Origin of the sequence: Flavobacterium sp. (genome assembly GCF_036759525.1) — a bacterium.
GTDB lineage: Bacteria > Bacteroidota > Bacteroidia > Flavobacteriales > Flavobacteriaceae > Flavobacterium.
Genome location: NZ_DAIOUN010000003.1, coordinates 48,496 through 75,252, shown reverse-complemented (window position 1 = coordinate 75,252; position 26,757 = coordinate 48,496). Strand labels below are relative to the sequence as shown.

Sequence of the window (26,757 nt, the reverse complement as noted above, 5' to 3'; positions counted from 1 at the left end):
AGGTTTAATAAAAAAATCCCAAATTTCAAGTCATTGAGATTTGGGATTTTTTTATTTATTTATGTATTATCAAGGTTGAAGGTGTGTTGCTTAACCAAACGCCTCTTGATTCAACCAATTTCTTCCAACTATTAAGACTAATAAGCATTAAATCTTGTTTAATAAGAAATTCTTTTTCAATTTTTTGTTCATTCAAAACACAAATATGATTAGGTGCTTTTTGTTCAATTGAACGAATCATTTCCTTTATTTCTGGATTGTTTTTAATTAATCCTTTTGAATCTAAAATCGTAACTTGGGATTCATTATTTAGAATGAGTTTTTGAGCAAATTGGATTAAAAAAGCGTCACTTTTGTCAAAAATAGGAACAAAAACAATATCAGCTTTTGTAAATTCTTTATCAACTAAAATGCCAACCGGAACTTCACTTTTCATTACTATTTGACGTGTTCTTTCATCAAAAATAGATTCTTCAAAAATATTGTCTTTTCCTGCTAGCGTATTCAAAATTCTGTCAGGCGTTATCATTCGGGTAGTGAAACCTAAAACTTTTCCGAGAAAACTTCCTTCAAACATCGATTGTCCCAAACCAATCAAAAGTAAATCAAAATCACCTTGATTAGCAGTTTTGGTAATATCTGAATCAATATCATTGGATGCTTTAAAAAAAGTGGTAATAGTCTGATTGATTTTACTAGCTTCATTTAAAATTGGTTCAAAACGTTCATTTTCATACTCTTCAATGTTAATATGATTGATTTCGTTGGTAGATATTAGATGCATAGCAGTGATCAACACATTTTTGCTTTGCTTTTTGGTAAAAAAGTGTCCCAAACGCAACAATGCCTTACCTGTTTGAATATCTCCAAAAGAAAACAACAATTTATATTTCCCGGCATCAACTACTTCGGCAGGAATAGTTTCATGTTGATTCTCTACAAAAATTCGGTCAATTAAATTCAACAAAGGCCCGGTCATAAATGTAGTTGCGAGTGCCATAATGACCATCATGGCAAAAACTTCTGGCGTGAGCACACCTAAATCGTAACCAATATTTAAAACAACCAATTCCATTAAACCTCTGGTGTTCATTAATGCACCAATAGTTAAACTATCTCGCCAATTTTGACCTACAAATCTGGCCGCTAAAGCACTTCCAACAAATTTTCCTATAACTGCAACTAAAATGATTAAACCTGTCACTTTCCATAAATACATGTCATTTAAAAGCCCGATTTGGGTTCGCAAACCCGTAAAAACAAAAAATAAAGGTAAAAGCAACACAATGGAAACATCCTCTACTTTTTCGATAAAAAGAGTTCTAAAACGCATATTATCCGGCATAATCGCACCTGCCATAAATGCTCCAAACAAAGCATGAATACCAATAATTTCAGTTGCATACGAAGAAACTATCAGCGTTATAAAAAAGATAGCTACGACAGGTTTACTCAATTTTTCTTTTGTGGAATATAGATCGCCAACTCTTTTTAAGAAGGGTCGAACCAATTTTAGCATTAACAACACATAAATAGCCGCTAAAGCAATGATATAAAGAGAACTAACGAAAGAACCCGCTTTTACAATAGCAATCACGGCGGCTAACAAACACCAAGCCGTAATATCATCGGCGGCGGCACAAGTAATAACCATCGTTCCTAAGCGGGTTTTATGCAAACCTCTTTCTTGAACAATTCGTGCTAAAACGGGAAAAGCTGTAATACTCATCGCAATTCCCAAAAACAATCCAAAAGAGGCAAATTGAACTCCTTCGGGAGCAAACGATTCATAAATGTAATAAGCCAATCCCATCCCTAAAGCAAAAGGAATAATGATACTGGCATGACTCACTACAACGGCATCATGAGCTTTGTTTTGAAGCACTTTGAGATCTAACTCCATTCCGATTACAAACATGAATAAAATAAGCCCTATTTGACTAAGAAATTGTAAGTTACCCAATGATTCCGTTGGAAAAAGATTGGCTGAAAATTCAGGAAAATACATACCGAATAACGAAGGTCCTAGCACAATTCCGGCAATAATTTCGCCAATAACAGATGGTTGCCCGATTTTTTTACAAATCCATCCAAACATTCTGGCTACTAAAATTATGGTAACAATTTGAGCTAAAAGTATCGCTAACGGATGGTGAATATTATGCGTAATGGATTCTAAAAACGAATCCCATTGCGATAAATTGGTAGAAACGACTTCAATACTTCTATTGAATTCCAGTTTTTCGCCTTGAACGGCAATCCAATACATCAAAGCAGAAAATCCACCAATGATTAAGATATAAAAGAATGTGTTTTTAAAGTTTTTCATAGGAAATTCATTTAATTTCCATAAAATTCTATCATTTTAAAACAGCAAAATCTGCAAATGAAATAGAAACTTTTATTTTTGTAATGAAAGAATAAAAAAATGTAACAAATTATAAAGTGAGTTTAGATAAAAAATCTTTCTTGAAAGAATTTCCTATCGTTAGAACCAGATTTTTCCCTTTAACTGTAATAGTCGTTGTAATCTGATCGGCAGAAAAAAAGCTAACTGTAGAAAGTTTTATAATTTCATTTTTGTTAATTCTACAAAAATCAGCGGTTGGTAAAAGTTCGATTAATTTTTCAAACGAGATATTTTTCAAAATTAGTGTTGAATTATCTTCTAACAACACCTCTTTATCTCTGCTATCAATCAAAGCAGATTTAATGTACCTTATTTTGTCAAAATACAAAAGTGTTTTGCCCTTATCAGCCTGCAATTGAACGAACTTCTTGGTTGGACTCTCCTGTTGAATTCTTTTCAATGCTTTTTGTACAGCCATTTGCAAACGCTCTTTTTTTATTGGTTTTTGAAGATAATCAACTGCATCCAATTCAAAAGCATCCAAAGCAAATTGTTTGTAAGCAGTAGCAAAAATAATGAGTTTCCCTTGTAATAGATTTGCTACTTCAAGTCCCGAAATCATTGGCATTTCGATGTCTATAATGCATAAATCGAAATCTAATTCGGGGATTTCACTTAAAAACACATCGGGATTATTAAATGCTTTTAAAACTTCCAATTCCGGAATTTGTTCGCAAAGCATTTTTAGATACATTAATCCGGGCAACTCATCGTCGAGCAGCAAGCATTTCAGCTTTGTGTTCAAGTAAATTAATTTTTAAGTGAGCAATATAAACGTCTTTCTCTACAAATCGGTCCAGTTTAAAATGATCTTTGTAGATAATTTTTAATCTTTGTTCTAATGTTTGTGTTCCAAAACCACCCTTCTCTTTTTCTAATTTAGATTTTCGAGAAATTTTATTGGAAACGGTTAAACTGAAAACATTTTCTTTAAACTCAAATACGATTGAAATAAAAGCATCAGCACTTTGTAAATCGGCGTGTTTAAAGGCATTTTCAATCAAATCAATGGAAATCATCGGAGCCATTAACTTTTGGTTATAAAGCAACTCCTCTTCATTCACTTTCATTTTTACTTTTAATTCAAAAAGCGGACTAACTTTTATTTTATTTATCTCTATTAAATTACAAGCAAATTCAATTTCTTCCTTTGGCGTGACATATTTTTTACGGCTTTCATATAAAATATAATCCAACACATTGGCGAGTTTATCTAAAGCAAAATAGGTTTGATACGCATGCGATTGAATTGAATTTAATATGTTTTTAAACAAATGTGGATTAAGTTTCGCTTCTAGGGTTTCCAATTGCAGATTGTTGACTTTATCTTCCAATTGTTGAAACTGCGACTCAAGAACTTCTTTTCTTTTTAAGGATTTCACTAATTTATATCCCAAAAAAAGAGCAATTCCCACCACCAAAACAAGTGCAGAAACTAAAAAATAAAAGTAAAATTGAAAATCATTCGATTCCATGTCCTGAAAATGTCTTGCAAATTTAAACAAATAAGGCTTCCCGATTGGAAAGCCTTATTACATATTATTGAAAGGTTATTACATTTTCATCAACCAATTTCGCATCGAAACATCGTTGGCAATGATATCTCTTAATTCCGAAATCTTCACGCGATCTTGTTGCATTGAGTCTCTGTGACGAATAGTAACGGTTTCATCTTCTGCGGTTTGATGATCAACCGTGATACAAAACGGTGTTCCTAACGCATCTTGTCTTCTGTAACGACGACCTACAGCATCTTTTTCATCATAGGCTACGTTGAAATCCCATTTTAATTCTTCCACAATTTTTCTTGAAATTTCCGGTAAACCGTCTTTCTTTACCAAAGGTAAAATGGCCGCTTTGGTTGGTGCTAAAACCGATGGCAAACGCAAAACAGTGCGAGTTGAACCGTCTTCTAAGGTTTCTTCAACTAATGAATTGGAGAAAACAGCCAAAAACATACGATCTAAACCAACCGAAGTTTCCACTACATACGGAACATAGTTTCTATTTTCCTCTGTATCAAAGTATTGTAGTTTTTTACCTGAATATTGCTCGTGTGCTTTCAAATCGAAATCAGTTCTGGAGTGAATTCCTTCCAATTCTTTGAACCCAAATGGGAAATTAAATTCGATATCTGCCGCTGCATTGGCATAATGAGCCAATTTTTCATGGTCGTGAAAACGGTAATTTTCTTTACCTAAACCAAGCGATAAATGCCATTTTAAACGGGTTTCTTTCCAGTATTCATACCATTTCATTTCTTCACCCGGTTTTACGAAAAATTGCATTTCCATTTGTTCAAATTCACGCATACGGAAGATGAACTGACGAGCTACAATCTCATTTCTGAACGCTTTACCGGTTTGAGCAATTCCAAACGGAATCTTCATACGACCCGATTTTTGCACGTTCAAGAAATTCACGAAAATTCCTTGTGCCGTTTCCGGACGCAAGTACAAATCCATCGCATTATCAGCAGAAGCTCCTAATTTGGTGCCGAACATTAAATTAAACTGACGTACTTCGGTCCAATTGCGTGAACCCGACTCCGGACAAGCGATTTCTAATTCTTCAATTAACGCCTTTACATCGGCCAAATCTTCATTGCCTAAGGAACGAGCCATTCTTTCCAAAATCTCGCGTTGTTTGGCTTTGTATTCCATCACACGAGCATTGGTAGTCACATATTGTTCTTCATCAAACGCATCGCCAAAACGTTCTCTGGCTTTGTCGATTTCTTTTTGTGCTTTTTGGTTTAATTTTTCGGCATAATCTTCAATTAACACATCGGCACGGTATCTTTTTTTGGAATCTTTGTTATCAATCAAGGGGTCATTAAACGCATCTACGTGACCGGAAGCTTTCCATGTGGTGGGATGCATAAAAATTGCCGCATCAATTCCTACGATGTTTTCATGCATTTGCACCATTGATTTCCACCAATATTCTCTAATGTTTTTCTTTAATTCTGCTCCGTTTTGGGCATAATCGTACACGGCACTCAAACCGTCATAAATTTCACTAGACGGAAAAATAAATCCGTACTCTTTTGCGTGTGAAATTACATTCTTAAAATTATCTTCTTGTTTCGCCATAATGGTGCAAAAATATAAAAACTCACTTGAAATCACAGCGTTGTATAAAAGTTTTAAAAAAATTATATCTTTGAAATTATATAAGCCAATTCGTATTTATAAAAGCCATACACTATGTTTTCCGAAATTATTCATTTATTCTTTCCCAGAATCTGTTTTTCTTGCAATTATCCCCTGCTAACTCATGAGAAAATACTGTGTATTGCGTGTATTCATACCTTGCCTAGGACACGACATACCGAAATTGAAAACAATGAACTTTTTCAGAAACTTTACGGGAGATTGCCTCTAATACATGCTTCTGCTTATTTGTATTTTCACAAAAAAGGAAACGTTCAGCAGCTGATTCATCATTTAAAATATAAAAATCATCAAGAAATAGGAACATTTCTAGGGCAAATGTATGCCGATGAATTGCAAAAAATCCATTCCAAAACCCCTTTTGATGCGGTTATTCCGGTTCCTTTACACCAAAAACGCATGAAAGAGAGAGGCTACAATCAAGTTGCAGAATTTGGTAAAACCATTGCTAAGTCTCTGAAAATTCCTTATTATGACACGGTTTTAGTACGAGAAAACTACACCGAAACCCAAACGCGAAAAAAGCTACTAGACCGATCATTTGGACAGAAAACTGTTTTTAGAGCCTATTATTTTAAAGAAATGGAATCCAAACATTTTTTGATTGTAGACGATGTTTTTACAACCGGAGCTACATTTGAAGCCTGCGGAAAAGCTCTTCTAACCATTCCAAATGCAAAAATAAGTATCGCTTGTTTGGCCTACACCCATTAAAAAACAAAGAAAAAGTCAAAAGATTTCATTTCCACTAAATATAATTGTTATTTTGTGGCTTACTAATTCTTTTTGGATGCGATTTTTTGTTTTTCTTATATTGGCTTTAAGTCTAATGGGATGTGCCAAAAGAGGTTACATCACCGGTGGGTTAAAAGATACTATTCCGCCTGTAATTAAATTGAGTGACCCTAAAAATTTTTCAACTTCTTTTACAAAAAAAGAAATCAAAATCTATTTTGATGAATACGTCAAATTGAAAGATTTAAACAAACAGTTGATTGTGTCTCCACCAATGAAAAACGCTCCAGATATTGGCCCGAGTAGTGCAACTAAAATACTAACCATTCGCATTAAAGACACACTTGTACCCAATACAACTTACAGTTTTAACTTTGGCCAAAGTATTCAAGATAATAACGAAGGAAATCCACTGTCTCAGTTTAAATATGTCTTTTCAACGGGAACTTATATCGACTCGTTACAACTTTCGGGGACCATTTCGGATGCTTTTGAAAAAAAGCCTGACAATTTTGTTACAGTTATGCTTTATGACTATTCGCCAACATTTACCGATTCAATTGTTTACAAACAGGTTCCCAGATATGTTACCAATACTTTAGACAGTTCGGCTCAATTCAACTTAACAAACTTAAAAGCCGGGAAATACCTTTTATTAGCATTAAAAGATGCCAATTCGAACAACCTGTTTAATCCCAAAACGGATAAAATTGCCTTTGTTCAAGACACCGTGACAATACCTTCGGAAAACACTTATAAACTCACTTTATTTAAGGAAAAAAATAATTTTAAAGCCTTAAAACCCACTCAAGCATCAGGCAATCGTTTGTTATTAGGTTTTGAAGGCGATGCTGCAAATAGTCGAATTTCTATTGCTACCGGAACCGAAAATATTCCTGTAATCACAACTCCATATCCCAAAAAAGATTCACTACAACTTTGGTTTAAACCGCTAAAAGCTGATTCATTACAAGTAAGAATTGAAAAAGAAAGCTACGAAAAGACGTTTTGGATTAAATACAAAACGCAAAAATCGGATACGTTACAATTATCAGCCCAGCAAAGCGGAACATTACACTTTCGTGAAACTTTTACGCTAAATAGTACAACTCCTATACAAAAAATGAATCCCGAATTAATACGTTTAATTCGAAAAGATTCAACTGCGGTACCATTTCAAACCAAATACCATGAGGAACGTCAGCAAATTTTATTTGAATTTGACAAAGACCCACTGGAAAAATATACTCTTTTTGTTCATAAGGGAGCTGTAACAGATTATTTGGAACGTTCAAACGATTCATTACTCTACCGTTTTAGTACTCGAGAACATTCAGAATATGGAAATTTAAAACTCCGTTTGGAAGGGGTAAAATCCTTTCCTTTCTTGGTAGAATTACTCAACAACAAAGGGGATATAATTGCTACAGAATACAGCCAAAATAAAACTGAATTTGATTTTAATTTGTTACAACCCAACATGTTTACCATTCGAATCATTTATGATGAAAATAAAAATGGAAAATGGGATACCGGTTCATTTTTACAGAGAAGACAACCCGAAAAAGTTTATTATTTCCCTACAGAAATTGATGTTCGGGCCAATTGGGATGTAGATCAGACCTTACAGCTTCCCGAAAATTAGTTGCTTACTTCCCAATTTGCCGTAAACGAATCTTTATCTTTTAAAAAATTAAGTTTTTCTCGTGTTTCGTGTATTTTTTGAAGCGACATAGTAACCGTAAAATGACCTTCTTCTTTTTGAGGTTCCAAAATACAATTGCCTAATTCGTCTATAACTTGAGAATGTCCGGTATATTGTAATCCGTTAGAATCGTTACCTACACGATTGACACCTATCACACAACATAAATTTTCTATGGCTCTAGCTTTGAGCAAAGCATCCCAGGCATTGATACGAGTACTTGGCCAATTGGCAACATAAATAATACAATCGTAATTTTCTAAATTTCTCACAAAAACCGGAAAACGCAAATCATAACAAACTTGCAAACAAATTTTCCAACCTTTAAAAGATATAATCTTTTTGACATTGCCCGGTTGGTAAACTTTATCTTCTCCTGCTAATGAAAACAAGTGTTTCTTATCATAATACTCTAAATTTCCATTTGGAAAAACAAAAACCATTCGATTGTAAAATTGATGGTTTTCAGATATAACCAAGCTCCCGGTTATAGCAATTCCCTTTTTTTGAGCTGTTTTTTTCAGCCAATTGATAGTTATTCCGGTCATTGACTCGGCAACACAAGCGGGATTCATGGTAAATCCGGAGGTAAACATTTCCGGTAAAACAATAAGATCTGAATCTGTAACCTGATTCAATTGTGATTCAAAATAGGCCCTATTTTGTGAAGGATCTTCCCAAGCTAAAGGGGCTTGAATTAGCGTAACTCTCATTGGTATTGAATTTGGTTAAAGATACTAAATCTATTTTCCGATTGAAAATCGTATCTTCACAAAAAAATGATGAAAAAAAAATTTCTTTTTATTCTCTGTTTTATTCCTGTATTAGCAATAGCTCAACCCCAAAACTCTTCTGTTGATTTTTGGGAAAAATTGCAAAATTTATGTGGAAAATCTTTTGAAGGCAAAATCACAGACGCTCCTGAAAATGACTCCTTTCGCGGAAAAAAATTAGTCATGCAAGTAAAAAGCTGTGAAGCCAATCAAATTCGGATTCCGTTTTATGTCGGGGAAGATAAATCCAGAACATGGATATTGACCCTTGAAAAAGGTTTGATTACCCTTAAACACGATCATCGCCATGAAGACGGCTCACCGGATAAAATTACACAATACGGCGGAACTTCTTCTAATACCGGTTTATCGAGAATTCAAATTTTTCCGGCGGACCAACAAACAAGTGATTTATTGCCCAACGCATCTACCAATGTGTGGTGGATTACGCTGGATGAAAAAACCTTTACCTATAATCTTCGACGATTAGGAACAGATCGGGTTTTTTCGGTTTCGTTTGATTTAACTAAACCCGTTGAATGTTCTGATTCCCCTTGGGGTTGGAAGAATTAGTAGCTCACAGAAAACACGGAAAACACAGAATTCTTTGGTCGAAGGCTTTGAAACCTGACATGAGCCGGAAAGGCGACTGGAAAGCAAACTTGAAACCTGAAACCTGAAACTTGAAACAAAAAAACAAAACACATCTACTCCACCGTAATCTCATCCACAAAAATAAACGCCTCCCCATTAAACGGAAAACCTTGGTGCCATTCGGGTAGTTTACCAAAGTTGGTGGCTTTTACTTTTACGTAACGAGCTTTTACAGGCTTTTTAACGCTTTTAAATCCATTGATAATGGAATTGTAATTTTTCGGGTCAATGGTGTTATTTTGCGTGTCAAAAAGGGTGAAATTCACGTTGTCATCGGAAATATAATACTCTACTTTTGTAGGCATTAAAATCCAGGATCGGGTGTCTTGTAAAAAATTGGCCGTAATTTGACTCATTTCACGGGTGGATTGCATATCAATCACCGCTTCAAAATCTTGCGATTGATAACCTTGCCAATCGCCTTTTCGCCAGTTTTCTGTACCAAAAATACCGTCAATCAAGCCTTCCGGACCACCGGCGTGGTATTGCGGATTGTAGGTTGATTGGATGTCTATAGTGAAATTGTTGGGTTTTTTGAAGAAGGTAGCGGAGACAGTTGCACTCAAAGGTCCTTTTGATTCAATTGATTCTCTAAAATAGGTTTCAATTGTTGATGTTTTATCAATTTCGAATGCACCTGAATAGAATTCAAATTTCGGATTTTTATTTAATTCATCAATAATTCGGTAAAACACAGCTTGCCCTCTAAATTTTCTTTCAGATAAAGTAGAATGAGAAATTTCAATCGTCATTTTATCTTTAAAAGCTTTACTTTCAGCTTGAATAACAGGAACAACAGAAATATTTCTAACCAAATTATTTTTGTCGGGCATTTCATTTAAACTTAAACCAAACATTCGGTCTTTGGTTGATTTATCAATGCTTCTTGACGTTCCATCCTCAAAATTCACTTTCATTTTATCAAAATACGGTTCAGTTGTCGTCCAAAACGGTTGTCCCGGAGTTACATTATAAATTCCCATCGCACTCAATACATACCACGCACTCATTTGGCCGCAATCTTCGTTTCCGATTAAACCATCTGGGTCGTTTTTGTAGAAATTATCTAAAATAAAATGTACTTTCTCTTTCGTTTTTTCGGGTTTGTTGACAAAATTGTACAAATACGCAACGTGATGACTCGGTTCGTTTCCGTGAGCGTATTGCCCAATTAAGCCGGTAATATCGACTTGATGACGACCGGAAGTTTCACTAACAGAATTAAACATTTCGTCTAATTTGGCTTCAAATTTGGCAGCACCACCCATAGCTTCTATCATACCCGGAATGTCTTGTGGGACAAAAAACGTGTATTGCCAACCGTTGGCTTCGGTGTAATTGTTATTCACTTCCTTGGGGTCAAAAGGTTTATCCCAACCGCCATTTTTCTTAGGTTGAATAAATCCGGTTTCCCAATTGAAAAGGTTTTTCCAATTTTGTGAACGAAGCATAAAATACTGATAATCTTCCTTTTTACCAAGTAATTGAGCCATTTGAGCGATACACCAATCGTCATACGCATATTCTAAGGTTTTGGAAACACTTTCGTGTTCGTCATCAATGGAAATAAAACCTTGTTTTTTATAGGCCTCCAATCCTAAATGATCGAGCATAGCAGAATATTTGGCGGCTTGATACGCTTTTTCGTAATCAAAACCTTCAATCCCTTTCACCATGGCATCGGCAATTACAGAAACGGAATGGTAGCCAATCATACAATCGGTTTCGTTGGAAGCGAGTTCCCAAACGGGTAAGCGACCACCTTGTTCAAATTGTTTGATGAAAGTATTAATGTAATCTGCTGTTCGCTTTTTATCAATCAACGTATATAGCGGATGAGCGGCTCGAAACGTATCCCAAAGGGAAAATACGGTATAATAATCAAATCCTTCCGCTTGGTGGATTTTATTGTCACGACCTCGGTATTTTCCGTCTAAATCCTGAGCGATGTTGGGTTGCATCATGGTGTGATACAAAGCGGTATAAAAAATAGTCAGTTTGTTTTTATCGTTGGAAGTAACTTCTATTTTAGATAGTTCTTTGTTCCATAATTCTTCTGCTGCTTTTTTGACTTTGTTGAAGTCCCAATGGGGAATTTCGGTACTGTTGAGTTGTGCACCTTCGTATCCTGTGGGTGAAAGGGCTACTTTTACGAGTATTTTGTCACCTTTTTTGACTTTTTTGGAGAAACTAAGGGCAAGTTCAGTCCCTTTATACAAACCTTCTAGTTTGGTATTTTCACCTTTGACTAAATTAACTTTCAAAGGAACATTAAACTCAATTCTGGCATAAACATATTGGTCGCGAGCCCAAGCTTCACTTCTTCTTAGAACTTCTATGGTTTTATCATCAATTACTCGGATTCTACCCTCCAATAAAATATCACGGTGATTTAAGTCTAAAATGATGTTGGCTTGACCGCTTTCATTGAAAGTATATTCATGAAAACCTACTCGTGTAGAAGTAGTTAATCGCACATCGATGTTGTGTTTATCTAATTTAACGGCATAAAATCCGGCAGAAGCTTTTTCATTTTTATGTGAAAAAGTGGAAGAATAGATTTTGTTGTCAAAAGAAGGTTCGCCCATGGTGGGCATTAGCAAAATATCACCATAATCGGAAACACCGGTTCCGTTGAGATGCGTGTGCGAGAAACCATAAATGCGATTATCGGAATAATGATAACCGGAGCAGCCTTCCCAACTGCCGTCGATTCTTGTATCGGGGGAAAGTTGCACCATTCCGTATGGTACAGTAGCTCCGGGAAAGGTGTGTCCGGTTCCGCCGGTTCCGATGAAGGGATTAACGTATTGTTGGTAGTTTTGACTGAAAGTTAGTCCGCTAATGAAAAGAAATACTGAAAGAATATAAATTCGCATGGTTAGTTTAGTTTTTACACCTTACAGGTTTTGGAAACCTGTCAGATGTAAGTTGAAATTGTTGTTTGTTCTTCAAATATACTAAAATTTCTTGTTGAGCAGGATTTGCGTTAGGGATTGTAGTGAAAAGCCCGGAGCTCAAAAATGCAAATTTTATTAGGAACAAAAAGCGACCAACGGAAGCTCTTTTGTGCCTTTAGAAAATTGCGTTTTTGGGTGAGGCCTTGTAACGGAAAGCCCGTAAACGCCCACAAAAAAAGCATTCAACTGGTGCTGAATGCTTTTAATATACGGGTGTAAATTATTTTACAAACTCGCCTTTAAATATTCGCGGTTCATGCGGGCGATGTTTTCTAACGAAATACCTTTTGGACATTCGATTTCACAAGCACCGGTGTTGGTACAGTTTCCGAAACCTTCTTCGTCCATTTGACGCACCATGTTTAGAACGCGTTCTGTTGCTTCTACTTTTCCTTGTGGTAAAAGAGCATATTGCGACACTTTAGCTCCAACGAACAACATCGCAGAACCGTTTTTACAAGTGGCCACACAAGCTCCACAACCAATACAAGCTGCTGCCATGAAGGCTTTGTCTGCGTCGTCTTTGGGTACAGGAAGTGAATTGGCATCAATCGTTCTTCCGGAAGTGTTTACCGATACGAAACCACCGGCTTGTTGGATACGGTCAAACGCACTTCTGTCTACCACCAAATCTTTGATTACCGGGAACGCTTTACTTCTCCAGGGTTCAACATAAATGGTATCGCCGTCGTTGAACATACGCATATGCAATTGACAAGTGGTGATTCCGGTATCCGGTCCGTGAGCACGTCCGTTGATGTATAAGGAACAGCTTCCGCAGATTCCTTCACGACAGTCGTGATCGAACGCAACCGGTTCTTTTCTTTCGTTTACTAATTGTTCGTTTAATTGGTCTAACATTTCCAAGAACGAACTCGCTGTTGAAACATTATCTAGTTTGTACGTTTCGATTCCACCTTTCGTTTTAGCATTCTTTTGACGCCAAATCTTCAAGGTTATATTTATATTTTTTGCTGTTGACATAATACTAATTATTTATAATTACGGGCTGCAATTTTGATTTCTTCGTACTTCAATTCTTCTTTGTGTAATACGGCTTTTGAAATGTCTGAACCTTTATATTCCCAAGCTCCCACAAATTTGAAGTTTTCGTCATCACGAAGTGTTTCGCCTTCGGCATCTTGGTATTCTTCGCGGAAATGACCTCCACATGATTCGTTACGTTGCAACGCATCCATTGCCATTAATTGTCCGAGTTCGATAAAATCGGCTACGCGAAGAGCTTTCTCCAATTCAGGGTTTAGCTCATCTGCACTTCCCGGAACAAATACTTCATTATGGAATTCCTCTTTCAATTGAGCAATTTCAGCAATGGCTTGTTTTAAACCTTGTTCGTTACGAGCCATTCCAACTTTATTCCACATGATTAATCCTAAACGTTTGTGGAAATGGTCAACCGTTTTGGTACCGTTATTATTTAAAAACTTGTCAATTTGGTTTTTTACATTGTTTTCTGCTTCAGCAAATTCAGGCAAATCAGTCGAAATTTTTCCGGTTCTGATTTCATCTGCTAAATAGTTGGAAACGGTGTAAGGTAATACGAAATACCCATCGGCTAAACCTTGCATTAAAGCCGAAGCTCCTAATCTATTAGCTCCGTGATCCGAGAAATTCGCTTCTCCAGCCACAAAACAACCCGGAATTGTAGATTGTAAATTATAATCTACCCAAACACCACCCATCGTGTAATGCACGGCCGGATAAATTTTCATCGGGGTTTCATATGGATTTTCATCGGTAATTTTTTGGTACATGGTGAACAAGTTTCCGTACTTTTCTTCCAACCATTTTTTACCTAATTTGATGATTTCTTCTTCAGAAGGATTGTGATTTCCTTGAGCATAAGCAGCTTGTTTTCCTTTACTTTTAATTTCGGTAGAGAAATCAAGATAAACGCCTTCATTGGTGTCGTTAGCTTCAATTCCGTAACCGGCATCACAACGCTCTTTGGCAGCTCTGGAAGCTACGTCACGAGGCACTAAGTTACCAAACGCAGGATATCTTCTTTCTAAGAAATAATCTCTATCTTCTTCAGCAATTTGCGTTGGTTTTAATTTTCCGGCACGAATTGCTTCGGCATCTTCTTTCTTTTTAGGCACCCAAATACGTCCGGAATTACGCAATGATTCAGACATTAAGGTTAATTTCGACTGATTGGTTCCGTGAACCGGAATACACGTTGGGTGAATTTGCACAAAACAAGGATTGGCAAATAACGCTCCTTGTTTGTGAATTTTCCATGAAGCGGTTACGTTACTCCCCATGGCATTGGTAGAAAGGAAATACACATTTCCGTAACCTCCTGATGCTATAATTACAGCATGAGCAGAATGTCTTTCTAATTCTCCGGTAATTAAATTACGGGCAATGATTCCGCGGGCTTTTCCGTCCACTTTTACCAATTCTAACATTTCGTGGCGGTTGTACATTTTCACACGGCCTAAACCGATTTGTCTAGACAAAGCAGAATACGCTCCTAATAATAATTGTTGTCCCGTTTGACCGGCAGCGTAGAACGTACGTTGTACTTGTGTTCCACCGAAAGAACGGTTGTCCAACATACCGCCATATTCACGAGCAAAAGGAACACCTTGAGCCACACATTGGTCGATGATGCTTCCAGAAACTTCGGCTAAACGGTGAACGTTGGCTTCACGAGCACGGTAATCCCCTCCTTTTATTGTATCATAAAAAAGTCGGTACACACTATCCCCATCATTTTGATAATTTTTGGCTGCGTTAATTCCACCTTGAGCCGCAATAGAGTGAGCTCTTCGGGGTGAATCTTGAAAACAAAAAGCACTCACATTATAACCCATTTCGCCAAAAGATGCAGCCGCAGAAGCTCCGGCTAATCCGGTTCCTACAACAATAATATCAATTTTGGGACGGTTATTGGGAGCAACTAATTTTAAATGATTTTTGTGGTTTGTCCATTTGTGAGCAATTGGACCTTCCGGTATTTTAGAATCTAACTTCATAATATAGCTGATGTTGATTATTTAGTAAAATGAATGTATAAAGGGATGATGGCAAACAATAAAGGAACAATTACAGCAAAAGCTTTACCTGAAAACTTTATAATTGGAGTCCACTTTGAGCTATTTACACCCAATGATTGGAAAGCACTTTGGAAACCATGCCACAAATGAAAAGCTAAAGCCAACATAGAAAAAGCATAGAATAAAGTAAAATAAAGTCCCCATTTTGCATCTTTGAAAAAATCGAATGTTATCTTGTACAAATCTTTATAAAGTTCACCAATTTTCACATCGGCTTGAACATTGTATAAATCTGTACCGTTTTTCACCTTAAGTTGCTTGGGCGGGTTATTTTCGTCAACCACTTCATTTTCCAGCTGAACCTGACTGGTCATGTAATATTGACCAACGCTTCTGCCTACGTAGAATTCATTGGGCTGGCCATTTACTTGAATGGTTTGGGTCATCAAAGGCATATTTTTATCAAAATGCATTTTGGCCCAAAAATTAGTCATGTGAGTTGCAATAAAAACCAAAACCAATGTTCCCAAAACAGCCATATTTCTAGATGCAAAACCACTATTTGCAGCAGGGTTTGATTTGGCATAGCCAATAGGTCTGGCTTTTTTGTTTTGAATGGTCAATAAAATTCCATCCACAGCGTGGAACAAAATAGAAATGTAAGTAAGATAAGAAAGAATTTTAACTGCCGGATTAGTAGTCATAAACAATGCATATTGATTGAATTGCAACTGACTGTTTGGTACAAGTAACTGCAAGTTACCCGCCAAATGACCTACTAAAAACAAGCATAAAAATAAACCCGTAAGAGCCATCCAGTATTTTTTTCCGATAGATGACTTTAAAAGTGCAGATTTTGCCATAATGTTTGTGTAAAATAAATTTTTAAAAATTTCACACAAATTTACAGTTATTTCATTTTAACTACAACCTTTTCGCTCTAATTTAAAGTGATTTTAAAGAAGGATTAACATGTGTTGAATACTCTTTTAAAACTGAAATGGCTTAAACCCTAAATTTCACAAAATGAGACTTTGGTAATCAATACGTTTTGGTCACGTCTTCGTCTATTACGAGAATAAAATCGGCTTTATTGAAATGTTCGGGTTCTAATTGATTGATGTCCTTTTGTTCAACAGTTGCGATAGTAACTATTTTCGTTTCTTTTCTGTATTGATAGATATACCAATTGATTCCTTCAAAAAAATCACTGTGATACGTTCCATTGAAATGTACAAAAACAGTACTTGGTTTTAAATTTTGAATTATAAAATAAGCCATTGTAGCGTCTTTAAGGGCTTGGGCTTTAGGCATTTTTTCACCGGCATGACCTCCCATCATTTCTAACATTTTTTGATAACCCGGTAAAGTAATGTCAAATGGAATGGGTAACGGAGCTATCCAGGCTTTCTCTTCGGCTGACAAATCGTCTAAGCCTGAAAAATCTTTTTTAAAAACCACACTGGCATATCGTCTGGGAACATTGGTTGCGATAAAAGGAAATCGTTTTGACTTCGCAAAATCAACTAAAGGTTTATAATCGGTTTTGTAGTTATTCCACAAACGAGCCGTTGTATCAAATTGTTTTTGATTAATTTCTCCGTTTAAATACTGATTCAATTGCTTTTGATTATCGGCTTCAATCATTTCGGCACCGAGCACTAAGGGTTTTTTATCGGCTAAATCTTTGGTAAATTCAAGTTGCAACCAATGAACAACCGAATTGTCATGATATTCTCCAAATAAAACAACTTCTGATATTTCGGCTGCTTTTAGAAGTTTTTGATAGGATACTTTTTTACCTTTTTTATCAAAAATCTGATACGGCATTTTGTTTTGGGCTACCGTAGAAGTAGCTATTAAAAAAAATAAAATCAGCCCCTTAAAAGCTTTGTCAAAGCTAAGTACAGGAGTTGTATTTGAAAATCTATTGGTTTTCATTCTTTTCAGTTTTGATGATTTCAAATGCTGTTTTTTGGATTACTTTTCCTTGAGTAATTACCACTTGATAGGTTCCTGGTATAAGATAGGTCTTTCCGTTTTTAGAGGGTTTAAAATTTGCTTTTTTATCTTTCTTCAACCCTTTTTCTGCTCCTGTTTTCGAAATTTCTAAGGTGTAATTCCAAATGTTAATTCCGGATGTTGCCATTTGCATATCTTCATAGACTACAACTCCGTTACTATGAATCACTTGAATGGTTACCATTCCCTGATTTTTGGCATAATAGTTCACTTGAAGTTTAGGCTCATATGCCGGAAGCCACTTGCTCCAAGTATTGCCCCAGTTTGTTGAGTAATTCATTGCTTCAAGAGAAAAAACTTTTAAATCTGAATCTAAAGTTGTTTCATCTAATTGTTGAATTGTGCTTAAATTTAACTTATAAATAGATCTTCCGTGCGTTCCCACTACCAAATCTTTGGCCTCAGTTTGAATAACCATATCATGAACCGCTACAGGAGGCATTCCGTTAGTAAAGGATTGCCAATTTTTACCCCGATCAAAAGAAATATAAACCCCGTTATCAGAACCTAAATACAATATATTGGGATTTACAGTATCTTCTACCAAAACGTTTACCGATAGTGTTTCCAAGTTTGGAGCAATAGATTGCCATGTTAAGCCATAATCATCCGAGACATAAACATAGGCTGTAAAATCATCCCAACGGTATCCGTTTAAAGTAACATAAACACGTTCGGTTTTATGAGTTGAAGCCACCACTCTGGAAACCCACAAATCTTTAGGAAATGTTGATGAAATTGTTTTCCAATTAACTCCACCATCTTTGGTAACATGTACTAAACCATCATCACTACCTACATAAATTAATCCGAACTGTTGTTTGCTTTCGCTAAGGGTAGTAAGCGTTCCATAGGCCACATTCCCGTCTTTTCCACCTTGGGTTAAATCGGGGGAAATTTTTGACCACGTTTCACCTTGATCAAAAGATCTATGCAAATACTGCGAACCCATGTATAAAATATCCTGATTGTGTGACGAAAGTAAAATTGGGGTTTGCCAATTAAAACGCAATGGCTTTTCGTCTTTCTTAGATTTAGGTGAAATATACTTTCTTTCATTTTTACTTCGGTCTATTCGATAGTAATTGCCAAATTGAAATCCAGTAAAAACCACGTTTGGATTTCTTCGATCTATTTGGGTTTGCATCCCATCGCCTCCCATTAGATTTTCATAGGGATATTTCCCTTCTTGATGCCATTCTACATCATACTTGTAATTACTTGGCCCTACCCAAACTCCGTTATCTTGCATCCCGCCATAAATGTTATACGGCTTTTGGTAATCAACATTCACCGAATAAAACTGACTTACCCCATGAGAATTGCATTTAATCCAATTAGCTCCATCATCATACGATATATTGAGTCCGCCATCGTTTCCATTAACTAAATGACCCGATTTATTGGGGTTTACCCATACGATATGATGATCTACATGTACATTTTCTCGATTAATTGATACAAAAGTTTTTCCGCCATCATCCGATTTTAAAATCGGTACACCGGATAGGTAAATTTTATTGGAATTATTTAAATCTACCGCAATCCTACCAAAGTAGTATCCATAAGAATAATAAAAATCGTCTATAAAATCTGAATGGGTTTTTTGCCACGTTTTTCCACCATCGTTAGATTTATAAACTTCGGCTCCTATAACTTCGGTTTCAAACAGGGCTTTATTGGCATCTAAAACCAGCTTTTTCACTTCCTCCGGTTTCATCGTTCCCTCCTTCACCCAATTTTTTAAATTTTGAGCTCTGTATTTTTCGGTATATCCTTGTTTTTTTAGGTAAGAATTCAATTCTTTATCCGGAATTTGCAAAAACACATCACCCGGAACACTAAACATTTCGGGCAAGGAGTTTTTTGAAGTTGAATTTGCAGGTCTTCGGTTTTGATTATCCAAAACCGCATAAACGGTTGTATCATCAAAAGCTGCCAAACCGATACGTCCTACACCTTCTCCGGTTGGAAAACCGCTAAGTTGAGTAGAAATCAATTGCCAAGAATTGCCTCCGTCTTCACTTTTATAAATTCCTGAGGTTGATCCATTACCCAAAAAATTCCATGCTTTTCTATCTTTTTTCCATGCTGCAGCATATTGAATATTGAAGTTTTTTGAAGAAACAGAAATATCAATAATTCCGGTTTCATCATCTATATATAAAGTTTGATTCCATGAATTACCACCGTCTATAGATTTGTAAATCCCGCGTTCCTTATTTTTAGAATACAAATGTCCGGTTACACCTACAACAATCTCATTGGGGTTGTTGGGATTTAATTCAATTTTTCCAATGTGATGACTGTCGGTTAAACCCATATTTTTCCATGTTTTTCCTTTATCGGTAGATTTCAAAATCCCGATTCCGGCATACGAAGAACGCGAGGCATTGTGTTCTCCGGTTCCCACCCATAAAATTCCGTTTTTCCAATCTACAGCAATTTCACCAACATTATTGGTTGGTGCCGAATCCATAACGGGTATAAAACTCATACCGTTTGTATTGGAATACCACAATCCACCGGATGCGTATGCCACGTAAAATTCTGTTGGGTTATCGGGATTAACTTCTACATCAACTACTCTTCCGCTCATAATAGAGGGCCCTACACTTTCAAAAGGAATATTTTTAACCCATGAAGATTCAGGGTTTAAAGGTTTATTTTGAGCCCCTAAATAGAAAGCCAATAGTAAAAGCCCTAAAGTAAGTTTGATTCGATTCATTCTAAGGTTTTTTAGTACGGAAATTTAGTTATAAATGAACGGTTAACAAAATTTTAGAGTCGAATTTACTTCAAATCGTTGTAATCTTAGTAATTTTGATTTTTACATCACTTATTCATCACATCATGAAATACCATCCAATTGATCGCAATTTATACATTAAAAATAGAGCTAAATTCACCGCTCAAATGAAACCCAATGGTGTTGCTGTTTTTAATTCAAACGATATTTATCCGGTAAGTGCAGACTCTACCTTGCCATTTGCTCAACATCGAGATATTCTTTATTTATCTGGAGTAGATCAGGAAGAAAGTATTTTGTTGTTATTCCCTGACGCACCTTACCCACACTTAAAAGAAATTTTATTTTTAAGAGAAACCAATGAACATATTGCTATTTGGGAAGGTGAAAAACTAACAAAAGAGCGAGCATTTGAAGTTTCAGGAATTAAAACGGTGTACTGGTTAACCGATTTTTATAAGGTATTGAAAGAAGTTATGTCTTATGCCGACACGATGTACATCAACACCAACGAACATTATCGGGCTTCCATTGAAACCGAAACACGAGAAGCTCGTTTTATCAAATGGTGGAAAGAAAACTACCCGGCTCATAAAGTAGAAAAAAGCAATCCGATTTTACAACGTTTACGATCTGTAAAGGAGAGTGAAGAAATTGATTTACTTCAAAAAGCTTGTGATATTACCGAAAAAGGATTCAGAAGAGTGTTATCGTTTGTGAAGCCGAATGTCATGGAATATGAAATTGAAGCCGAATTTGCTCATGAATTTTTACGCAATCGTTCCAAAGGGTTTGCTTACACACCCATTATTGCTTCGGGAAATAATGCCAATGTGTTGCATTACATTGAAAACAATCAGCAATGCAAAGCAGGCGATTTGATTTTGTTGGATGTAGGTGCCGAATATGCCAATTATTCCAGTGATATGACGCGAATGATTCCGGTTTCCGGTCGTTTTACCGAAAGACAAAAAGAAGTGTACAATGCCGTATTACGGGTAAAAAATGAAGCAACAAAAATGCTGGTTCCCGGCACATTATGGAAAGAATACCATGTAGAAGTGGGCAAAATCATGACTTCGGAATTGTTAGGTTTGGGTCTTATAGACAAAACCGATGTACAAAATGAAAATCCGGAATGGCCGGCTTATAAAAAATATTTCATGCACGGTACCTCGCATCATTTGGGATTGGATACGCACGACTATGGACTACTACACGAACCGATGCAAGCTAATATGGTTTTTACGGTTGAACCCGGAATTTACATTCCTAATGAAGGTTTTGGAATACGATTGGAAGACGACGTAGTTATTCAAAAAACCGGCGAACCCTTTAACTTGATGCGAAATATTCCCATTGAAGCGGAGGAGATTGAATCGATTATGAATGTATAGTTTGGTTTAATAGTTTAAGAGTTTAAAGGCGACTCGCTGGTATGTGAGTCGTTTTTTTAACTTTTTTTGGTTTAAATAAATTTATTTGTAACTTTACATATGAATTCATATTACTTATGATTGATTTAAATTTAATTTTAGTAAAAAAAATTTATAAAAATTTAGACAATGTTGTTGTCAAAATCTTTAATAGTCTTGACATGTCAAATGTTAGTGATTCTGAGAAAAACAATATTGAAATTTATAAAATTTTGGAAAATCCGAAAGACGAAATTCTATTTAATGAAACTGTTGAATATTTGAGAAAAAACAAAAAAATCAAACAGAAAGAAATTTCATTATCAAACAAAGAATCTTTAATTATATCAATAGAATAAATTGAATGTAAATATTGCACTAAATACCATTATAATTATAATGGTATTTTTATTTCCAGGTGTTTTATTCAGAAAATTTTATTTTTCTGGACAATTTGGTAATCAATTTGAACAAGGAAATTTACTTGAAAGATTCTTGTGGACTTTATTTCTTAGTTTAGTGTGTCTAAGCTCTGTTTCATTTATTTTCTATATACTGGATATAACTTTTAGTCTTAAACCTCTTGAAGGGATAGACTTTAAAAAAATCTCATCAATTTTCGAGAGTTTATCAAACAATGAATTTCCAAATTCTTTTACTAATGAAACAGAATTTGTTAATTTTTTGACTTTAATATTTGTAATTTATTTTATTTCTGTTGTTTTAGGCTTCTTATCTCACAATATCATTAGGACATTATCTCTAGATAGATATTCGATTTTTAAATTTAAAAACAACTGGCATTATCTCTCACAGGCATACAAGGAAAATGGAATAAATAGAAAGATTGGTGATGTTTACACAACCTTTGTAGATGTTCTTGTGAAAAACAATTCAAAGGAGGAGTTATATAGAGGAATATTAAATAATTTCATTTTAGATAAAGACAATAAATTAGAAAATATAGTTTTATCTAATGTATATAAATTTATATCTATAGAAAAAAGTGAGGAAAATAAGATAAATGAAATTGAAAAATCAATAGAAAATGAAGATAATATCTATTCATTACATAGAGATTATTTAAACAAAAAGGTATTCAAAAAATCTATAGATGGCAACTTACTCGTTTTATCTAACGAAAACATTTTGAATATAAATTTTACTTATATAAAAACTTCAAATAAAGTTAATTATTGGAAAGGTAATCTATACAACTTTATTAAAATTATATACTTTATAATTATTTTGGGCCTTATAGTTTTACCCTTTCTACAAATAGATATTAGATATTTTTATTCAATAACAAGTAAAATTATATTTTCAATAACCTCATTGTTGATTATGTCAATTTTTTTGAATTATATTACTCAGTTATTAAAGATAAAAAAAACAGATGATAAAACAGAACTCAAAGATATTTTCTTTATTACACTATTTTTCTTAACACCATATCTTTGGATTTTTGAAATAACAAAATTTGTAGCTACTGTTCTTATAGCTCTTTCTGTTCTTTTGGTTTATGGCATTTTTATGAGTAAAAACAAGAATGAATAAAATATGAATATTAATGTCTGAAAGAATTTTAAATTTCAAAAAAACCAAAATCAACTACACCGATACCGGGAAAGGAACGGCTTTGGTTTTGTTGCACGGTTTTTTGGAAAACCTATCGATGTGGGAAGCTTTTATTCCTGAATTTTCCAAGAAACATCGAGTCATTGCCCTAGATTTATTGGGTCATGGAGCATCCGAAAGTTTAGGATACATTCACACGATGGAAGATCAAGCCGACATGGTTCATCACGTTTTGCACGAACTTAAAATTCGGAAAGCCACTTTCATTGGTCATTCTATGGGTGGTTATGTAGCTTTGGCTTTCGCCGAATTGTATCCGGACAATATGAAAGGGTTGGTTTTACTCAATTCTACTTCAAGAGCAGACAGTGAAGAACGCAAAGCCAATAGAGACCGAGCCATTGCTGCCGTGAAACAAAATCACACGGCTTTTGTTCGCATGTCTATTGGGAATTTATTTAGTGAAGACAATAGAGAACGTTTGGAAGAGATTATTGAAACCGTTCGCCAAGAAGCTTTAAAAACACCATTGCAAGGTATTGTTGCGGCTTTAGAAGGCATGAAAATCAGGAAAGACAGAGAAGTCATTCTTCATTTTGCTCCGTATCCGATGCTGCTGATTTTAGGAAAAAAAGATGGTGTTTTAAACTATGAAGACAGTTTGGATCAAATTGAAAACACCAAAGTTGAAATGGTTACTTTTCCGGATGGTCATATGAGTCACATTGAAAATGAAGCGGAATTGAAAAAAGTTTTATTGAATTTTTTAAAAAAAATCAAGTAATTTTTAGTTATACTATTCGTTCTTCAAAAGGAATTTCAGTATTAAAAATTTCAAGAATAAGTTGAGCTAACTGTGTTTGAAATTCAGATAATACAGTAGCATCAACCGTTTGTGCTACTACTTTTTTATCTTCTTTAATTTGAAAAGGCATAAAACCTGCTTTTAAATTTTTAAACGAAATAATCCCAACCTCTACCAATTTATCCGTAAAATAAGGTTGAATCATCAAAGCGTAACACAACAATTGAATGATTTTATCATTCTTGATATCAGAGGTTAATTCGTCCCAATAGGTTATAGATAAACTACTTTGTTCAACCTTTCCGGTTTTGTAATCAATGATTCTCAAGACCCCGTTTCGTCGTTCAATGCGGTCTACATTCCCTTTAATTTTAATGGGAAATGGCAAGCGGTCATCAACCCACTCAAATTCAAAATTTTGCTCCAAAAACAAAACTTCTAAATCATCTCCTTCTTCGAGTAATCTTTTTTCAAACTGTAAAAAGTTGAAAACGTTTCTTTTGGCCACTTCAAAAGCTAACAAATTTTTGCCTTTAGAAATTTCACCCTCTCTGTATTCTTTTTTAAATTGGTGAGCAACTTCTTCTTCTAGGAGCTGCAACATCTTTTCAACCATTGAAACTTCCATTTTTTGATTTAAAAAGGGGCGATATAAAGCTTCCAAAGCTCCATGGATAATGGTTCCAAAGGTATTGGCAGCAATACTTTCTTCAACCTCTTCTACTTCGGAAATTTTCAAAATTCTTTGCAAATAAAACTGAATCGGATTTCGAATGTAAGTAGTTAAGGTTGATGGAGAAAATCCGTTTTCTGCCATTTCTCTAAGTCGTTGTACAACTTTTTCCGATTTTTCTACAATCATGGGTTCATGAGGCTTTTCGGGGAGAATGGCGTTGTAAATTTGATGACTTAAATTATGATTGGGATGTTTTTCTACTTCAATTTGAGTGATAAATCTGCTCTTTTCACCGGCATCTAATCCTTCGGATTCGGTATTGTACAAAAGAAAAATATTTTGAGCTCTTTGCAACAAATGATAAAAATGATAGGTATAAATGGCATCTTTCTCTTTGTAGGTAGGCAAACCTAATTCTCTTTTAACATCTAATGGAATATAGGAATTTTGAGATTTTCCGGCCGGAAAAATTCCTTCATTTAGAGAGGTAATTATTACATTTTTAAAATCTAAAACCCTACTTTCAAGTACACCCATAATTTGTAAGCCCTCCAAAGGTTCGCCTTCAAAAGAAACTTCGGCCAAATCAACACTCTGTTTATACAAGGCATACAAACCTTCTAAGGTGTTGACATAGGGATATTCTTCGCAATACGTTTTTAATTGCTGCAAAACCTTATAAATAGAATACAAAAAAGACAATGTAATTCTATCGTTTTCATTCTCAGTCTTTAAAACAGCCTTAATATGCAATAGAATTGCCAATAATTGGTCTAGGATTTCCAAAGGTTTTGATGGCCATTTGGAGAATAACAATGAAAAATAGGGCTCCTCATTTTGACTTATTTCTAAGAAACTATGATGAGTTATAAACGTATAATTGTTTTGGTTGATTCTCTGAATCAGCTTTTGACAGGAGATATAGGGTTCAACCAATGCATGCTGTAAAAGGTCTAAAATATCTTTATAGTAAAAAACATAAGCCTTTGGATTTCTTTTAACCGCATTATGATGCAACTTAAAAAGATTTGAAATTAAAATTTGTACCGGATTACTCTTGGCCGGGAAACCCATAGTGATATTAAGTTTTGATACAGAATCCGGTAAAGAATGCAATAAAGGAATAAACATGTTTTCTTCACCTAAAACAATTGCAATTTGATCTAGAGACTGTTCTTTCTGTAAATTTTCAACTATGTTGCCTACTATTTTAGCTTGGCCAATTGTTTTTGGGGTACCAATAATCTGGATGTTCTTTTCCGTTTGAAAGGCATTAAATATCCATTGGTAAGGATGACTTTTATAATAACTCCAATTTTTTTTAATTTTTCGGGCAAAATAACCCGCATCATGAAACGAATCTGTGAGGAAAATTTCTTCTGTATCCCAAAGTATTTGGGCTTGATCTAAAGATAGCAGATGTTGTACTATTTTCTCTTCGGCTTGATTTAAAGCATTAAATCCTGCAAATAAAAAAAAGGAATCTTTTTGCGAATGAGTAAAATGCTGTAAATTTTCTACTGCTTCACGATAAATCAACCCTTGGTAACCTTTTCCTTTGGCTAATAAATGAGCATAAAAAGCACTGTAATAATGAGGCATTTGCTCCCAAAAATGCAAATATTTTTGAATGAGTTGTGTGGTTTCATCAGGGTTTAAATTCCATCTTTTTATGGCTTCAATGTCTTTTAAATAAGAAAAAACATGATTTGGGTTCAAAAGATAACGGTCTATTTCATTAAAATCTTGAATTAAATTTTTAGCCCAATGGGCAAATTGCTCAAACGTTTGCAATTCCTCTTTTGGGGTAATTTCATTGTATACAGCAAAAAATTCAAATAACAAAGTAACCGAATCTATACTTCGAATTCCGGCAATATCTTGAATAAACTCTTCAATGCTAAGTATTTGAGGAACAAAGGTGGGTTTCTGAATTACAGTTTTAAAAGCATTAACCAAAAAAACTCTAGCTCGTTTATTGGGTAATATTACTACCACCTCATATGATGAGTTTTGTTGTTTAAGTAAGATTTGTTGTGCTACTTTATGTAAAAAGGATTCTGAATTCATAGTATA

At 35.0% G+C, this 26,757-nt stretch carries 19 protein-coding genes; 7 read left to right on the top strand and 12 right to left on the bottom strand.

The genetic code is table 11. The features are described from left to right. Positions 1-55: 55 nt before the first annotated feature. From V7M80_RS03520 to V7M80_RS03505, 4 genes are all read right to left on the bottom strand, one after another. Positions 56-2,329, bottom strand: coding sequence for a cation:proton antiporter (locus V7M80_RS03520; RefSeq protein ID WP_333694077.1), 2,274 nt, complete (start codon positions 2,327-2,329; stop codon positions 56-58). Between the two features lie 109 nt (positions 2,330-2,438). Beyond that, positions 2,439-3,155: a LytR/AlgR family response regulator transcription factor gene (locus V7M80_RS03515; protein ID WP_333694076.1), complete on the bottom strand. Its 717-nt coding sequence runs from the start codon at positions 3,153-3,155 to the stop codon at positions 2,439-2,441. Next, complete coding sequence (locus V7M80_RS03510) at positions 3,118-3,885, bottom strand: sensor histidine kinase (protein ID WP_333694075.1); 768 nt, start codon at positions 3,883-3,885, stop codon at positions 3,118-3,120. Before V7M80_RS03510 ends, V7M80_RS03515 begins: the two co-directional genes overlap by 38 nt. A gap of 78 nt (positions 3,886-3,963) precedes the next feature. After that, entirely contained in the window at positions 3,964-5,505 is a 1,542-nt protein-coding gene (locus tag V7M80_RS03505; RefSeq protein ID WP_333694074.1) for a glycine--tRNA ligase, read from the bottom strand. Positions 5,506-5,724: 219 nt separating this feature from the next. Between V7M80_RS03505 and V7M80_RS03500 the strand changes: the two genes are divergently transcribed. Both V7M80_RS03500 and V7M80_RS03495 read left to right on the top strand, forming a co-directional pair. Continuing rightward, positions 5,725-6,300: a ComF family protein gene (locus V7M80_RS03500; protein ID WP_333694073.1), complete on the top strand. Its 576-nt coding sequence runs from the start codon at positions 5,725-5,727 to the stop codon at positions 6,298-6,300. Between the two features lie 76 nt (positions 6,301-6,376). Continuing rightward, positions 6,377-7,966 carry an Ig-like domain-containing protein gene (locus V7M80_RS03495; RefSeq protein ID WP_333694072.1) on the top strand — a complete coding sequence of 530 codons (1,590 nt, stop codon included), beginning with the start codon at positions 6,377-6,379 and terminating at the stop codon, positions 7,964-7,966. Here V7M80_RS03495 and V7M80_RS03490 read toward each other — a convergent pair. Next, on the bottom strand, positions 7,963-8,739 hold the full coding sequence (locus V7M80_RS03490; protein ID WP_333694071.1) for an amidohydrolase: 777 nt from the start codon (positions 8,737-8,739) through the stop codon (positions 7,963-7,965). The two genes, V7M80_RS03495 and V7M80_RS03490, sit on opposite strands and share 4 nt — an antisense overlap. Positions 8,740-8,805: 66 nt before the next feature. On the opposite strand from V7M80_RS03490, the gene V7M80_RS03485 reads away from it, so the two are divergent. After that, positions 8,806-9,372: a hypothetical protein gene (locus V7M80_RS03485; protein ID WP_333694070.1), complete on the top strand. Its 567-nt coding sequence runs from the start codon at positions 8,806-8,808 to the stop codon at positions 9,370-9,372. A gap of 134 nt (positions 9,373-9,506) precedes the next feature. Here V7M80_RS03485 and V7M80_RS03480 read toward each other — a convergent pair whose 3' ends face one another. From V7M80_RS03480 to V7M80_RS03455, 6 genes are all read right to left on the bottom strand, one after another. After that, complete coding sequence (locus V7M80_RS03480; protein WP_333694069.1) at positions 9,507-12,332, bottom strand: GH92 family glycosyl hydrolase; 2,826 nt, start codon at positions 12,330-12,332, stop codon at positions 9,507-9,509. A gap of 306 nt (positions 12,333-12,638) precedes the next feature. Continuing rightward, positions 12,639-13,397 (bottom strand): succinate dehydrogenase/fumarate reductase iron-sulfur subunit, encoded by a 759-nt coding sequence (locus tag V7M80_RS03475; RefSeq protein WP_333694068.1) that lies wholly within the window; start codon positions 13,395-13,397, stop codon positions 12,639-12,641. Positions 13,398-13,405: 8 nt separating this feature from the next. Continuing rightward, entirely contained in the window at positions 13,406-15,415 is a 2,010-nt protein-coding gene (locus tag V7M80_RS03470) for a fumarate reductase/succinate dehydrogenase flavoprotein subunit (RefSeq protein ID WP_333694067.1), read from the bottom strand. Positions 15,416-15,432: 17 nt separating this feature from the next. Next, complete coding sequence (locus tag V7M80_RS03465; RefSeq protein ID WP_333694066.1) at positions 15,433-16,299, bottom strand: succinate dehydrogenase cytochrome b subunit; 867 nt, start codon at positions 16,297-16,299, stop codon at positions 15,433-15,435. Between the two features lie 178 nt (positions 16,300-16,477). After that, the gene (locus V7M80_RS03460) at positions 16,478-17,266 is read right to left on the bottom strand and encodes a ChaN family lipoprotein (protein WP_333694339.1); all 789 of its coding nucleotides are present in this window, start codon (positions 17,264-17,266) and stop codon (positions 16,478-16,480) included. Positions 17,267-17,363: 97 nt separating this feature from the next. Further along, entirely contained in the window at positions 17,364-20,186 is a 2,823-nt protein-coding gene (locus tag V7M80_RS03455) for a WD40/YVTN/BNR-like repeat-containing protein (RefSeq protein WP_333694065.1), read from the bottom strand. 125 nt (positions 20,187-20,311) lie between these two features. Between V7M80_RS03455 and V7M80_RS03450 the strand changes: the two genes are divergently transcribed. The 4 genes from V7M80_RS03450 (at position 20,312) to V7M80_RS03435 (ending at position 23,984) form a co-directional block, all read left to right on the top strand. Continuing rightward, complete coding sequence (locus V7M80_RS03450; RefSeq protein ID WP_333694064.1) at positions 20,312-21,604, top strand: aminopeptidase P family protein; 1,293 nt, start codon at positions 20,312-20,314, stop codon at positions 21,602-21,604. Between the two features lie 116 nt (positions 21,605-21,720). Beyond that, positions 21,721-21,981, top strand: a complete 261-nt coding sequence (locus V7M80_RS03445; protein WP_333694063.1) for a hypothetical protein — start codon at positions 21,721-21,723, stop codon at positions 21,979-21,981. Between the two features lies 1 nt (position 21,982). Further along, a complete protein-coding gene (locus V7M80_RS03440; RefSeq protein WP_333694062.1) occupies positions 21,983-23,179 on the top strand; it encodes a hypothetical protein in 1,197 nt (398 codons plus the stop codon). Between the two features lie 13 nt (positions 23,180-23,192). Continuing rightward, positions 23,193-23,984 (top strand): alpha/beta fold hydrolase, encoded by a 792-nt coding sequence (locus V7M80_RS03435; RefSeq protein ID WP_333694061.1) that lies wholly within the window; start codon positions 23,193-23,195, stop codon positions 23,982-23,984. A gap of 7 nt (positions 23,985-23,991) precedes the next feature. On the opposite strand, the gene V7M80_RS03430 is transcribed toward V7M80_RS03435, so the two are convergent. Then, complete coding sequence (locus tag V7M80_RS03430) at positions 23,992-26,751, bottom strand: PD-(D/E)XK nuclease family protein (protein WP_333694060.1); 2,760 nt, start codon at positions 26,749-26,751, stop codon at positions 23,992-23,994. Positions 26,752-26,757: the final 6 nt, after the last annotated feature.